This window comes from Streptomyces sp. ADI96-02 (assembly GCF_003846185.1).
Classification (GTDB): Bacteria; Actinomycetota; Actinomycetes; order Streptomycetales; family Streptomycetaceae; genus Streptomyces.
This window is the reverse complement of record NZ_ML123034.1, coordinates 6650180-6663999: the sequence shown is the minus strand read 5'-3', so window position 1 is coordinate 6663999 and position 13820 is coordinate 6650180. Positions and strand designations below refer to the sequence as shown.

The 13820-nt window shown below is 72.6% G+C and carries 13 protein-coding genes; 6 read left to right on the top strand and 7 right to left on the bottom strand.

Annotation, left to right across the window (positions count from 1 at the left end; all coding sequences use genetic code 11):
- Nucleotides 1-405: 405 nt before the first annotated feature.
- Entirely contained in the window at nt 406-1158 is a 753-nt protein-coding gene (locus EES43_RS29130) for a hypothetical protein (RefSeq protein ID WP_164493310.1), read from the bottom strand.
- A 319-nt stretch (nt 1159-1477) separates the two neighbouring features.
- Here EES43_RS29130 and EES43_RS30895 point away from each other — a divergent pair, with 319 nt between their 5' ends.
- Both EES43_RS30895 and lanL read left to right on the top strand, forming a co-directional pair.
- Entirely contained in the window at nt 1478-1639 is a 162-nt protein-coding gene (locus EES43_RS30895) for an SflA family class IV lanthipeptide (protein ID WP_164493309.1), read from the top strand.
- 13 nt (nt 1640-1652) lie between these two features.
- Nucleotides 1653-4397, top strand: coding sequence for a class IV lanthionine synthetase LanL (gene lanL, locus EES43_RS29125; RefSeq protein ID WP_241192571.1), 2745 nt, complete (start codon nt 1653-1655; stop codon nt 4395-4397).
- Between the two features lie 119 nt (nt 4398-4516).
- On the opposite strand, the gene EES43_RS29120 is transcribed toward lanL, so the two are convergent.
- The 3 genes from EES43_RS29120 to EES43_RS29110 all read right to left on the bottom strand — a co-directional run bounded on the left by EES43_RS29120 (nt 4517) and on the right by EES43_RS29110 (nt 6797).
- Nucleotides 4517-5122 carry a GOLPH3/VPS74 family protein gene (locus EES43_RS29120; RefSeq protein ID WP_124271543.1) on the bottom strand — a complete coding sequence of 202 codons (606 nt, stop codon included), beginning with the start codon at nt 5120-5122 and terminating at the stop codon, nt 4517-4519.
- A gap of 156 nt (nt 5123-5278) precedes the next feature.
- Nucleotides 5279-5815: a VOC family protein gene (locus tag EES43_RS29115; RefSeq protein ID WP_124271542.1), complete on the bottom strand. Its 537-nt coding sequence runs from the start codon at nt 5813-5815 to the stop codon at nt 5279-5281.
- A gap of 19 nt (nt 5816-5834) precedes the next feature.
- Nucleotides 5835-6797 (bottom strand): LysR family transcriptional regulator, encoded by a 963-nt coding sequence (locus tag EES43_RS29110; protein ID WP_164493308.1) that lies wholly within the window; start codon nt 6795-6797, stop codon nt 5835-5837.
- A 155-nt stretch (nt 6798-6952) separates the two neighbouring features.
- On the opposite strand from EES43_RS29110, the gene EES43_RS29105 reads away from it, so the two are divergent.
- From EES43_RS29105 to EES43_RS29095, 3 genes are read left to right on the top strand one after another with little or no spacing between them, the layout of a single operon-like run.
- Nucleotides 6953-7642 (top strand): M67 family metallopeptidase, encoded by a 690-nt coding sequence (locus EES43_RS29105; RefSeq protein WP_206430148.1) that lies wholly within the window; start codon nt 6953-6955, stop codon nt 7640-7642.
- Nucleotides 7635-8021, top strand: a complete 387-nt coding sequence (locus tag EES43_RS29100) for an SgcJ/EcaC family oxidoreductase (RefSeq protein ID WP_164493307.1) — start codon at nt 7635-7637, stop codon at nt 8019-8021. Before EES43_RS29105 ends, EES43_RS29100 begins: the two co-directional genes overlap by 8 nt.
- A complete protein-coding gene (locus EES43_RS29095; RefSeq protein WP_124271539.1) occupies nt 8018-8395 on the top strand; it encodes a VOC family protein in 378 nt (125 codons plus the stop codon). The genes EES43_RS29100 and EES43_RS29095 overlap by 4 nt, the downstream gene beginning before the upstream one ends.
- A gap of 25 nt (nt 8396-8420) precedes the next feature.
- On the opposite strand, the gene EES43_RS29090 is transcribed toward EES43_RS29095, so the two are convergent.
- Entirely contained in the window at nt 8421-9512 is a 1092-nt protein-coding gene (locus EES43_RS29090; RefSeq protein ID WP_206430147.1) for a response regulator, read from the bottom strand.
- Nucleotides 9513-10008: 496 nt separating this feature from the next.
- On the opposite strand from EES43_RS29090, the gene EES43_RS29085 reads away from it, so the two are divergent.
- Nucleotides 10009-10686 (top strand): Dps family protein, encoded by a 678-nt coding sequence (locus EES43_RS29085; protein ID WP_124271538.1) that lies wholly within the window; start codon nt 10009-10011, stop codon nt 10684-10686.
- 124 nt (nt 10687-10810) lie between these two features.
- Here EES43_RS29085 and EES43_RS29080 read toward each other — a convergent pair whose 3' ends face one another.
- Together EES43_RS29080 and EES43_RS29075 are read right to left on the bottom strand one after the other, a co-directional pair.
- A complete protein-coding gene (locus EES43_RS29080) occupies nt 10811-12220 on the bottom strand; it encodes a carotenoid oxygenase family protein (RefSeq protein WP_124271537.1) in 1410 nt (469 codons plus the stop codon).
- A 99-nt stretch (nt 12221-12319) separates the two neighbouring features.
- Nucleotides 12320-13765 (bottom strand): MDR family MFS transporter, encoded by a 1446-nt coding sequence (locus tag EES43_RS29075; protein ID WP_206430146.1) that lies wholly within the window; start codon nt 13763-13765, stop codon nt 12320-12322.
- Between the last annotated feature and the right edge of the window lie 55 nt (nt 13766-13820).

Genomic DNA, 13820 nt, shown 5'->3' with positions numbered 1-13820 from the left:
GGGACATGTCGGCCGATGGGACACCGGCCGCCGGAGCGGCGACATCGTCGTCGTCCGCAGGCTGGTCAAAGAAGGGAGAGATCTGTCTGGGATCGCCTGGAAATCTACGCGCGTTCGACCGGACGTGACAGTCGTGAAGGTTCTCGTGGTGTTTCGTGTCGATCGGCTGAAACACGGTCGGAGCGGACGGACGGAACTCCGTTTCCGCAGGTCAGCGACGGTGTGCAGGCAGGACCGACGCTCACCTCCGCGTCGATGGCCGACCGCTGCTCCCCACTGATCGCGCGTCATATCTGAGCAATGGCTGCGCACTTGCTCACGTCCGGCCACCTGCGCAGAGGCGCCCGACGGCGGGCTGCCGCGCCGGGCGGCCACCTCTGCCGGCAGAGGTGGTCGCCACAGGGGTCAGGCCAGGGTGTATCCGAGGACGCCTCCGTGGATCTGCCCTTCGCAGTTGGGCTGGATGGAGTCGAAGATCTGCCGGTTCTCGTTGCGCAGGCAGCGGAGCAGCTGGACCGTGCCCACGCCTGCCGGCGGGCTGGTGTACAGCCAGCCGAGTCGGGTCACGTACTGCTGGCCCTCGCAGTTGACGTCCGTGCTGGTGAAGTGGTCGCCCCTGACCTGGCAGAGGTACAGCGGGGTGGTGTCGGGCGCCGCGTACGTGTAGAGCGAGCCCAGCGGCCCCTGCAACTGGTATCCGGCGGGCGCGTACCAGCTGTTGCTCTGCGTGTCGGAGCTCTTGTGATACCGGTTCAGGACGAACGTCGGACCCGACGCGTAGGGATCGCCCGCGCAGAGGTATTCGACGGCGACCTGCACGTATCCGTTGGGGAGTTGGTTGACGATCGTCGGGCCCTTGACCAGGGTGCACCGGGCGGGATCGAAGCCTCTGGCCACGGCGTTGTCCCTCGCGGTGCCGACGGCCGACTGCACGGCGACGTTGTACGGGCCGCTGCCCAGCCCGCCGATGGGGAGCTGCACCGGGCCCACCGCGGACGCGGTCGCCGCCGGGGCGGCGGGAGCGGGAGCCGGGGCGGCGGGAGCGGGAGCCGGGGCGGCGGGAGCGGGAGCCGGGGCGGCTGCGGCGGGGGTTACGAGAGCGAGCGTGATCGCGGCGGCAGCGGCGGCCATCGCGGTGAGACGGCGTGTGACGTGCATGAAGGACCTCTTCCTCAAGTCGATGGAATCCCGGGGTCGGGGGCGGGGCGATGCAGGAGGCGCCGGTGGTCCGAGCCCGACGGTCGCCGCCCGGCGTCCGAAGCCAATCAGGACTGCCCGACGGCGAACAGTGGGTGGTGAGGCAGCCGTGCGGGAGAACAAGCCGACTTGCCCAGCGGGCGGGGCGACGGAGGCCGTCCGACGGGGCCGTTCGCGCCTCTTGCCCGCGCGGCCCTCGTTCGCGAGACTGACCGGAGCACGCACGACCGCCCGGCACCATGGACCGTTCACCTCCTTCTCCGCACAGAAAAGGACCGCCATGAGCCCCTTGGTACTGCAGATCCGCGACGCCGGACCACTCGACGTGGCCGTGGAGGAAGAAGACATCGCCTTCGAGGACCAGGCGGACCCGAGCCGCCGTGTCGAGGCGTGTCTGCCCGACCCCTTCCCGACGGCGACGACCCGCTTCGGCTGCGACTAGAGGAGGCCGCGCCGTGTCGGCCGGTACGGCCCCGGCCGACGCGGACGGTCCCGAGGCGCGCGTTTCAGCGGCGTACCGCGCGGGCCCGTCCCCCTCCCTGGGGCCCGGGAGCCCGGACGCCGGATGCGAGGGGCCCGACGGCGGTCGCGCCCTGGAGGACCGCCTGACGTCGCTGCTCGCGGGCCGCGAGCGGCGCGTCGTCGCCGACGGTCCGTGGCTCTGCCTGTTCGCCGCCGGACTCACGAACGAACTCCCTCAGCACGGCTGGAAGTTGCATGTGTCGGCGCGGGCCGACGACCTGTCACAGGTCGTGGACCTGGTCGTTCCGGTGCTGCTGCGCTACGCGTGCAGCGCCAAGTTCGCCCGTGGGGCGGAGGTGTTGCGGGCGATGAACAGCGGCGTGCGCGATCCCGCGCTCGTCGGGAAGGCGGTCACCGTCTATCCGCGCCCGGACGACGTGACGGCGCTCGGCGGCGAACTCGCGCGCCTGCTGGCCGGCCGGCCCGGTCCCCGGGTCCTCAGCGACCGGCGGATCCGGCCCGACTCCCCCGTCTCGTACCGCTACGGCCCGTTCCGGGCGGCGGGCTCCGACGACGCCGCACTCGTCATGACCGGCCCCGGCGGAGCGCGCTTCCCCGGGCGGGCGGGTACGCGGTTCCGCCCGCCGCCGTGGGCCGCCGACCCGTTCCGCCCGCCCGCGCCGCCCGGCGACCGCCCGGCCCGACTGATCGGCGGGCGCTACCGGATCACCTCGGGCATCGCCCGTTCTCCGCACGGTGACGTCTACCGCGCCGTGGACGGTGTGACCGGCGAGCAGGTGATCGTCAAACAGGCCAGGGCCTACACCGGGGAGGACGCCGACGGTCTCGACGCGCGCGGTCGCCTGCGCCACGAGCACGCCGTCCTGGACGCCCTCTCCGGTCTGGACGGCGTCCCCCGGCTCCGCGACCACCTCCGGCACGGGGACGACGAGTTCCTGGTCATCACCGACTGCGGACCCGGCGACCTGTGCCGGGACGTACTGGGCCGAGGACCGTACGAGGCCGACGCCCCCGGCCCGCCCGCGGGTCCGGCCCCGGGCGGCGGGACCGCGAGCCGCCGCGGGGTCACCGCTCTGGCGGACCGTCTGATCACCCTGCTCGATGGTGTGCACGCCCGCGGCGTCGTGGTGGGCGACCTCAAGCCGTCGAACATCGTGCTCGACGCGGACGGAGTCGCGCACCTGGTGGACTTCGGTGTCAGCGCCCTGCACGGCGACCGGCCGGTGGGCGCGACGCCGGGCTATTCGCTTCCGGTGTACCGTGCCGGCCGCCGTCCCGATCCCTCCGACGACCTGTACGCGTTGGGCGCGACCCTGCACTTCGCGCTCACCGGTATGGAGCCGGTGGTCGTCGACGCGGTCGCGGCCGTCAACCGCGACCGCACCCTCGCCTGCCTGACCGCGGTGCTGCCGGGCTCCGCGCACCGGCCGACGCGGGAACTGGTCGCCGGGCTCCTGGACCTCCGACCCGAACGGCGCGCCGCCTGCGCCCGGCGGTGGCGCGATCGCGCGAGGCTGCCCGCTGCCGCCGGGCGCAGGCTCCCGTCCCCGCCCAGGGTCGGCCGCGCCCTGCTGGACGAGCTGATCGGGCACACCGCCGCGAGCTGCGCGGCCCGGGCCGCCGACCTGCCCGTACGTCCGCGGTCCCCGCACGATCGGCCCGGCTTCGGGCTGACGCTGTACGACGGTGCGGCCGGCGTGGGTCTGGAGCTGCTGCACCACACGGACCGGCCGGGTGTGTCCGAGGCCGTGGCCGCCCTCGCCCGGCGGACCGCCGGCCACCCCGCCCTGCCGCGACTGTCCGCCGCACTGCACGTCGGGCGTACCGGCGTCGATCTCTTCCTCGACTCCGCCGCCGCGCTCACCGGGACACCCGCGGCGTCCGTCCCGGCGGCGCACCTGCGCCCGTACGACGACACCGGCGACCAGATAGGCGGGGCGGCGGGGGCCGGGACGGGGCTGTTGGCGCTGGCCCGGCGCGCGTACGCGGCCGGGCGGGTCGAGGAGGGGGACGCGCGACTGGCCGCGGCGCGCGAGTGCGTCGGTTCGCTGCTCGCGGCGGAGAGCGGGCGGGAGCGCGCGGAGCCGCAGCAGTCGGCCGCCGCCTCGGAGGCGGCCTTCACGTTCGGCTTCGCGCACGGCCTCGCGGGCGTCGTGCACTTCCTGCACGCCTACCACCGCTTCACCGGTGGCCCGTCCGCCGGTAACGCCGCCCGGCGGGGGCTGGCCGTACTCGTCTCGCACACGCCGAGGTTGCTGGAGCTGGCGTCGCGCCCGGAGGCCCATCGGCGTTACGGCTCCTGGTGCCGGGGGCTGGCGGGCGTCGGGACCGTGCTGATCGAGGCGGGCGGGCACGAGGGGGACGGGCGGATGACGGACCTCGGGGTGCGCTGTGCGCGGACGTGCCGCGATCTCGCGCCGAGGATGAGCCCCGTCTCGCAGTGCTGCGGGCTGGCGGGCGTGGGAGAACTCCTCGTCGACGCGGCGGCGGCCACCGGTGACGGTCTTCTGCTGCGGGGAGCCGAGGACGTGGCGGGGCTGATCCTCGCCCGCAGCGGCGGCACCCGGCGACGGCCGTTGATCCCGGACAACACGCTGTCGGCGTCGGGGCCGGGGTGGGCGACGGGCGGCGCGGGCGTCCTCTCCTTCTTCCGCCGCCTGCGCGACCACGGCGGCCCGCGCCTGTGGACCGACGGCCGGGCCGGGCGGGGAGACTGACGGGCTCCGCGCCCGCAGAGCCCGTCCGCAGAGCCCGCCCGTCGAGCCCGCCTGCCGTCCGTCTCAACGACCTGCCGTCCGCTCGACGGCCTCCCGTCCGCATCGACGGCGGGCCCGTCTCACGGTCCGCGCCAGAGGTTGGCGAAGGCCGCGTTCTCGATGGTCCGCCGCTGGCGTACGGCCTCCAACTCCATCACCGCGTCGTGAACGGCGGCCAGGACGGTCGTCACGGCGTCGTCGTCGAAGCCGGGCTCGTCGTCGGACCGTCCGGCGTCGACGCCCACCGCCGAGGCGAGGTCGGCCAGGACGGGCTCCTTCGCCTCCCAGCGCTCGGCCGCCCTGCGGCGGGTGGGCGTATCGACCGGTTCCACGCGTTCCGAGCCGAAGGGCCGACGGCCGCTTCGCTTTCGCGTCAGCTCACCGTCCTCCTCCAGGGCGGCCCGGTAGGCGGCCGAGAGGTCTCGGCCCCGGCGCCACAGCCAGTCCTCGATCCGCTCGTAGGGCGGCTGCCGGATGAGCCCTTCCGCAGCCTCGCCGAGGAGCCGATCGCCCGGCGTGGCCCGCCCGCCCGGCACGATCCGGTCGCCGTCCACCGTGACGACCTCCGCCTCGACGAGGTCGATCAGCTCGGCCCCGGCGAGAGCGAGCGACAGGTCACCCTGCCCCACGGCCTGCTCCGGTCCCGGATCCACGGCGATGATGAACAACTCTTTCGCCCTGCTCATGAACGGCTCCCCTCGGAGACAGCGGCGGAGGGTGCCGCGCCGGGCCCGTCTCCGGAGCCGGTTCGGCGGGGCGACCTCACGATCTCCATCATCCCCCGTGGCGCACGGCCCGCGCACTGCCGCGGGGCGGGTTCTTCCGGTTCCGGCCGGGCGGCCTCAGCCGGCGCTCGGAGCAGGGGACGCCCCGCGGGCCGAGCGGGCACAGGCCCCCTCGGTGGTCGCGCCGAACCGGGCGATCTCGGCGTCGATGTCCAGCGGGCCGCGGCGGGCGCGGGCCTCGTCGTCGATCAGCTCGTGCGGTACCAGCCAGCACACCTCGAATTCCAGGCCGTCCACGTCCTTGGCGTACACCCCCTTGGTGGTGCCGTGGTCGGTCGCGCCGACCAGTGCCCCGCGCTCGGCGAGCCGCTCGGCGACGGCGCGCAGATCGTGCAGGGTCGGGACTTCCCAGGCGATGTGGTAGAGCCCGGTCTCACCCCGTCCCGCACGGGTCTCGGCGGCCTCCGCACCGATGCCGAACAGGCCGAGGTCGTGGTCGTTGTCCGATTCCGGCGCCCGAAGGAAAATCGCTTTACGCGGCGCCTCCCCGGACTCACCGACCACACCGAATCCGAGGACTTCCGTGTAGAAACGCGCACTGGCGTCCGCGTCGCGTACCCACAGAACCGCATGATTAATTCCCCGGACCGGCACCGGAACTCCTCTGAATCCTCTAGGGAAGAGCGAATTCCGCTCCACCTCGTCGCCACCATTGTGCATACACGTCGTCGGTCTCGACAAGGGCGAGATATCCCTGCGCGATGTGTGCGCACAGTGCGTCCACGGCCGGGGCGGCCGGGGAATCGGTGCGCCAGGCCAGCACCAGGTCGCGGAAGAGCGGGTCGCCGGTGAGCGTGAGGGTGGCCAGCGATTCGCGCGCGCTGCCCAGCGGGTAGAGCGGGCACACCGCGTCGCCGGCGGCGGTCAGGGCGAAGGCGACGTGCGACTCGTCGGTGACGTGCGCGACGCGCTGCTCGAACCCGGTACGCCGGCAGGTGTCGGCCATGTGGCCGTTCATGCCGCTGTCGTCGGGTGGCGGCATCACCCAGTCCTCGTCCGCCAACTCGCCGAGAGCGATCCGCCCGGCGCCGGACAGACGGTGGTCCAGGGAGACCCCGACGAAGATCGGCTCGGTGAGCAGGGTCCGGTGCGCGACTCCGGGCGGCAGCGCCAGAGGCGAGTCGGGGAACCGTCGCAGCACCGCCACGTCGAGTTCACCGGAGGCGAGCAGGGCGGTGGCGGTGGCCGTGGACCGGACCGTGCGGCTGGTCGCGCCGCGTTCGGGCAGCACGGTGCCGAGCGCCTTGATCAGCAGGCTGAAATGCTGAGCCGGCACGCCGCCGACGCGGACCGGCGCCTCCGCGTCCCCCTGGAGAGCGCGGCGGGCGGTGCGGGTCAGGCCGTCGAGGTCCCGCCGGATGCGGGTGGCGTCGCGGACGAAGAGGGAGCCCGCGCGGGTGGGCAGCACTCCGTCCGGCAGACGGACGAAGAGCTCACCGCCCAAGTGCTGCTCGATCCGCTTCAGTTGAGTGGTGACCGCGGGCTGGGTGAGGTGCAGCCGGGCGGCGGCGCGCCGCAGGCTGCCCGCCTCGGCGATGGTGAGGACCAGATCCAGGTGCCGTACGTCCAGACGCATGGCGCGATAGTACGGCGGGCGCGGCCGGGGGGACAGAAGTGTTATCGCCGAATGCAATAGGCCCGCATTCCGGACAGAGGTCGACAATTTCGGTTCGCCGGGCACTCCTCGGCCGCCGGTCGGTTGCCGTCCGGCGCAGCCGGTGACACGGTCGGATGCCGGCCTTCGGAGTGCCGGAATCCGAACAGGTGGGTTATGTGCTGACGCATACCAGGAACGAGAGCGAGGATGCCGTCCGCGCGCCGGATGCTTCCTCCGTGTTGTTTTCCGAATCCGCATTGGATCGTTTTCTCGCGGCAGCGGTCCGGGAATACGCGAACATCACCGAGAATGATCCGGTGCCGTGTTTCGCGGTGCTGTTGGGAACGGCTGCGGACGGTGACTGGCTGGTTCACGACGTGGCTTTCGGACGCAACGCCCGCACCACCGACCCGAACGCCCGCCAGGAGTTCGCCGCGACCATCGTCCCGCGCTTCGGAGCGGCCTACGAGAACCCGGTCCGGGCGTGGTGGCTGGACCCGGCGGACCTGCTGCGCATCGCGCGCGAGGCGGACCGCCGGAACCTGGACATCCTGGGCTCGGTCCACATGCACCCCGACTGGCACCGGCTCGGCCCCCGGCAGGCCCGCGCCCATCCGTTGGACGAGTGCCCCACCGAGATGGACCGCTATGTCTTCCGCAGCAGCGGCTGGCCGGTCAACGTCGTCTGCTACGTGGAGCGGCGGCACGGGGCGCACGGTTACGCCCTGTCCGCCTGGGACGCGGAGTGCCGGCGGCTCGCGCTGCGGGTGCACCGGCCGGCCACGGGCGGCGTCCTGCCGGGTGACGGGGGCCGCGATGACTGACAGCGACGGCGTGCTCGCCCTCTGGCGGGCGATGGCGGAGGGCTGGCGGCGCGGCGACGCCGAGGCGTTCGGCGCGGTCTTCGCCGAGGACGTCGACTTCGTGACCGTGCGCGGTGAGGAGCTGCGGGGCCGCGAAGCCGTGGTGGCCGGGCACGCCCGCCTGTTCGCCGGGCCCTTCCGGGACACCCGTTTGGTCCCCGAGATCCGCTTGGTCCGTCCGCTGGCCGGAGGACTCCGACTGGTCCACGTGGTGACCGTGATCGAGCCCGGTGGCCTCACCACGCACGCGCAGGCGGTCGTGGCGGACGACGGGACCGGCGCGCGCATCACCGCCTTTCACAACATGACCGTTCCGGAAACCCGAGGAGAACAGACGTGAACCGGCCCCGCCTCAAGCACCTGGCCCTGGTGGTCCAGGACGCCGCCGCTGCCGCCGCCTTCTACCGGGACACCCTCCAGATGGAGGAGTTCCACCAGGACCCGGACGGCAGCCGTTTCGTCACCGACGGATACATCAACCTCGCGCTGATCCAGCAGCGTCTGGACGGGGACGTGCCGGCCGGGTTCAACCACTTCGGCTTCGAGGTGTCCGACGTCGCCTCCGTCGCCGACCGGATCACGGACCGCGGTGTCGCCCGCCCGGTGCTGCGCGGCGGTGACCGGCCGTTCGCCGAGTACCGGGCGACCGACCCGGAGGGCAACTGGTTCGACCTGTCCGAGCACGGCTTCCTGCCGCCGGACGCGGCCGAGTAGCGCCCCCGCACGCGGGCCGCGCGCGTCAGGGACCGGAGTTGGCGATCCGTCGTTCGAGGTGGATCTCGGTGAAGACGGCGACCTTGGCGCGCAGGGCCCAGGGGTCGAAGGGCTTGCTGATGTAGTCCACCGCGCCGGCCGCGTAGCCGCGGGCCGTGTGCTCGGGGTCGACGCCCATCGCGGTGAGGAAGATGATCGGCACGTCCCGGTTGCGCGGGCGGCGCTTGATGTGCGCGGCGGTCTCGTAGCCGTCCATCTCGGGCATCTGGACGTCCATGATGATCACGGCGAAGTCGTCGTGGTGGAGCAGCGCCTTGAGGGCGTCCCGGCCGGAGGAGACCGTGACCAGCTCCTGGTCGAGCGTGCCCAGGACCGCCGTCATGGCGAGCAGGTTGTCGGGCTGGTCGTCCACGACGAGGACTTTCGGCGTGGTCAGCGGCTGAGGCTGCGGCAGGTTCAGGGCCGCGGGGCGTTCGACGACTTCCAGCTGGCGCTCCAGGAGATCGCAGCGCGCCTCGGCGTCCGCGCGCTGCTCCCGCGCCTCCTGGAGTTCGTTTCCGAGCCGTGTCACCTCCTGTCGCAGGAGGTCGCGTTCGCCCAGCAGCTCGGAGACGTCGGGATGGGCGGCTGTCAGCTGGTCGGCGCGTTCCCGCTCGGCGGCGAGCACCGCCTCCATCTGGTTCAGCCGCACCTCCAGGTGGGCGATGCGGTGCTTGCGGTCCAGCAGGGCGTCGCCGAGGACGTCGCCTCGGACGCTGGAGCGGCGCGATACGTGGTCCGCGTCGGCCAACTGCTGCTCGATGATCTGGACGGCGTGTTTCGGGGAGGAGTTGGCGTCGAACGCCGACCCGTAGAGTTCGCGCACGAGCTCGATGGTCTCGGCGGTGACGGTGGTTCCGCGGTGCTCGGCCAGATCCGCGAGCATGTCCATGATCACCCCCCAGGGGGGTAAGCGGGTCCCGTTCAGGTAGCGGGAGAAGGTGCCCGGGTCGCGTCGGCGTCGGGCCGCGTACCGGCGCACCGACACGTCCAGTCCCGCGAACAGTTCCCGCAGGGCTTCCGCGAGCGCCCGTGATTCGTTCGTCAGGTCCTGCCCCAGGGGGCGCAGTTCACCCACGGCCCGGCACCTGCCCTCCGATGTACCCGGCCGCGTCGTCGGCCCCGGCGTCCCCGACGTCTGCGGCGTCCCCGAGCCGGAACTGCGAGAAGGTCCTCCACTGCGGCACTGGCCGATCCACGCGATTCTCCGTTCATCCGTCCCGCGTCCGGGGGCGTGGGAAAGGTGCCCGCCGGGCGGGGCCCGCCAAGTGGGTGACACACAGCATGGGGCGTCACGCGGCCGTTGCAGTACGGCATCAGGGAAAGGGGCAACGAAAAACCTCCGCCGCCAACGGACCTGCGCTCGGCGGAACTTCCGTTCGCGCTGATCAGACCCGGTGTTCGGGTCGGGCTCATCCGGCGCGTCGCCCCTGTGTTGCGGTGCAACGTTGGCACCGTGGGCATGTCCCGCCGGGCAACACCCGGCGGGGAAACGTGAGAGCCGGTCCCAGCAGGGCAGAAGAAGGCTGGGAATCAGCCCGCACGGCCGTCGACCCCATCTGTCAAGGAGCCACATGTCACCCTCCGCCCCCGCCCCGCGCTACACCGTCCCCGGGCTCGACACCGACGAGGGCCGGCGGGTGATCGACCTGCTGAGTCTGCGGCTGCACGCTCTGAACGACCTGTCGCTCACCCTCAAGCACATCCACTGGAACGTGGTCGGGCCGCACTTCATCGCCGTCCACGAGATGCTGGACCCGCAGACGGCCGCTGTCCGGGACATGGCCGACGCGGCGGCCGAGCGGATCTCGGCGCTGGGCGGGGAGCCCCACGGCACGCCGGGGGCGCTGGTCGCGGAGCGGACCTGGGACGACTACAGCGTGGGCCGCGCCGACGCCATCGCGCACCTCGGCGCGCTGGACCTCGTGTACACGGGCGTCATCGAGGACCACCGGCAGGCGCTGGCGGAGGTGAGCGAGATCGATCCCGTCACCGAGGACCTTCTCATCGAGCACCTGCGGGGGCTGGAGCAGTTCCAGTGGTTCGTCCGCGCCCATCTGGAGAGCAGCGCGGGCACGCTCGCGAACGCCGGAGCGGACACGGAGAAGCAGGCCGCCCGCGCCGCCGCGCCGCAGTCGGCCACGGCGAAGCGCACCCCCGCCAAGAAGACCGCCGTTCCCGCCTCGGCGAAGAAGACCGCCGCCAAGCGTGGGGCGAAGAAGACGACGGCGAGCAAGCGCGTCACCCGCTGAACGACCGTCCCGCGCCGGGGCGGCCGGCGCTGTCGGCCGCCCCGGCCGTTGGATCCCGCCCGGCACGGCGGGGCGTACGGGAACGGGGGTGGCGGCGGCCGGTTCGGGCCGCCGCCACCGCTGCTCAGTCCTGCGAAGGGCGCTCACCGGCCGCGTCCGGGCCCCGCTCCGGTATCCAGCTGCCGTGGACTCCGGCGGGGACGCGTCGCGGCATCTCCACCGCGGCCACCCGCGTCAGGTCCCGGGCGTCCAGGACGAGCAGCTCCGACCCCTGCGTAGGACCGTGGGAGACCATGGTCAGGAGCCAGCCCGCGTCCTCCTCGCCGGCGGTCGCGGTCCGGGCGGGCACGAAGACGGCTTCGCCGGGCGAGGAGCCGTCCCCGGTGCCGTAGGCGTGCGACGCGCCCGAGAGCGTGTCGTACTTGATGATCGCGCGTTCGGCGACCGTGTACAGATACCGGCTGGGCCGGCCGGTCAGGTCGTCGTTGATGGTCGGCATCTCCACGCCCCGGTCGTCGATGGGCCGCTCGTCGACCCGGCCCGTGGCCGGGTCGAGCCGCCAACGGTGCACGTTCCCGCCCTGCGTCTCCCCCAGCACCCACCCCGTGTCGGCGACCGGGCTGCCGACGGGGCCGCCCATCGTCTGCCACATGGCGGTGAAGGCCGAGCGGGAGTAGCGCACCGCGTCGAGGACGACGCGCCCGGCCTCGTCCTCATGGGCGTTGCCGACGTGGAAGACGTAGCAGGGCTCGATGTCGAACCAGCGGACGTCGCCCGTGCCGTCGCGGCGCATGAGCCCGAGCCGGGCTCCGTAGCCGTCGTCCCAGCGCATCGGCATGCCGCCGCCGCCCGCGAGGCGGAGGTCGAAGACGACGGGCAGGTCCAGCCAGACCACGTAGTTCTCGGTGATGGCGAAGTCGTGCATCATCGTGCCCGCCGGGACGGAGACGTCCCGGCTCTCCACCAGCTCGCCGGACGCGGACAACCGGTGGTAGACGAGGTGGGGAGGGCGCGCGCTGTAGCCGAAGAAGAGGAGTTCGCCGGTGACGGGGTCCTGCTTGGGGTGGGCGGTCATCGCGGTGGTGAGCCGTCCGCCGAAGTCGCAGGGGCCGATGGTGTCCAGCTCTCCGGTGACCTCGTAGGGCAGGCCGTTCTCGACGAGGGCGAGAAGCCTGTCGGCGTGGGCGATGACATGGGTGTTGGCGTTCACCGCCGCGAGGTCGAGGGTTCCGTCCGGCCGGTTGTACGGCGCGCCGGCGAGCCTGGTGGTGCGCACCCAGCGGTTGCGGTACCACTCGGCGCGCCCGTCGCGGAGGCGGACGCCGTGCAGCATGCCGTGGCCGGTGAAGAGGTGGCCCGGGTCCTCGCCGGGGCGGGAGTTGGGCCCGTTGCGCAGATAGCGGCCGTCGAGTTCCGGCGGGAGGGCACCGGTGACCGTCAGCTCGACGGCGTCGAACTCGTCGGGCACCGGGGCGTAGTGGCCCAGCAGGTACGGCGGTGTGTCCGGTCCGGTACGGTCCTCGGACGTTGTCATCGTGACTCCTTGCTCCCGGCGCCGAGCCGGTCGGCGCGGGGTGGGGTTGGCTGCGGGGGGCGTCAGGTCGGGGAAGGCGGTGCGCGGCCGGGATTCCGGTCAGACCGGTGAACTCAGCGGGGCGTCGGTGGACGCCTCCTGCCGCAGGCTCCGCCGGGGAGCGGGCAGGAACGCCACGGCGACGAAGGTGGCGACCGCGCCGATGGCGGACAGCCAGGGCAGGGCGGCGGCGGTCGCGGCGGCCTGCGCCTCGTGCAGTCCGCCACTCATGTCAGCGGTGAGCGTGTCGGCGTACAGGGACCCGGCGATGGCCAGGGCCACCGAGCCGCCGATCTGGCGGAAGAAGGTGATGTTGGAGCTGGCGGTCCCGATGTCGCCGGGTTCCACGGCGGACTGGGTGACGAGGGTCAGACCGGAGAGTGTGGGGCCGATGCCGAGGCCGATGAGCAGCATCCAGATCGACATCGCCGGCAGCGAGGTTCCCAGGCCGAGCTGGGTGAACAGCGCGGAGCCGGCGGCGGCCAGGACGGCCGCGCCCAGCAGGCAGGGCTTGTAGCGCCCCGAGCCGCTTATCAGGATTCCGGCGACGAGGCTGCCCGCCACCATGGCGATCATCAGCGGATACAGGAGCAGGCCGCTGGTGCTGGCACTGTGGCCCAGCGCTTCCTGGAAGTAGCGGGGAAGGAACACCACGGCAGCGAAGAGGCTGAACGCCGAGAAGAACGAGGCGACGTTGGCCAGGGTGTACGCGCGGTTGCGGAACAGGCCCATCGGCATGATCGGTTGGGCCACCCGCTTCTCGATGGCGACGAACGGAACCAGGAGCGCGAGCGCGAGGACGATGGGGCCGATGACCGCGGCGTCGGTCCAGGTGTTGTCGTCGACGCCCTTCATGGTCAGGCCGACCAGGAGGGAGCTGATGCCGACGGTCAGCACGCCGATGCCGGCGTAGTCGGGCCGGCCGGCGTTCGGGACGCCGCCGCCTCCGGGCAGGCGCCTCCAGATGATGGCCAGGACGAGGACGCCGATCGGGACGTTGACCAGGAAGACCCAGTGCCAGCTGGCCTGGTCGGTGAACACCCCGCCCAGGTAGGGGCCGACCACGTAGCTCAGCGCCATGACGGCGCCGACCGCCCCCTGGGCCCGACCGCGCCGCTCCGGCGGGACGGTGTCGGCCACCATGGCCAGCGACAGGGGCAGCAGCGCCCCGGCCCCCAGCCCCTGGACGGCGCGGAAGGCGATGAGCTCGCCCATGTTCTGCGACAGCGCGCACAGGACACTGCCCGTCAGGAACACCACGATGCCCGTGACCAGCAGGGGCTTGCGACCGTAGAGGTCGGAGAGGCGGCCGTAGAGCGGGACGGTGACGGTCGCGGTGAGCAGGTAGGCCGTCACGGTCCAGGTGTAGAGGCTCTCGCCGCCGAGGTCCTCGACGATCCGGGGCAGGGCGGTGCCGACGATCGTCTGGTCGAGCATCGCGAGGAACATGCCGCCGAGGATGGCGATCAGGAGGAGGCCGTTGTTGGTGCGGGGTTCTCGTTTCACGTGTCAGACCTTACATGTCAAAACTTACACGTCAATCCCGAAGTATGGTGTACGC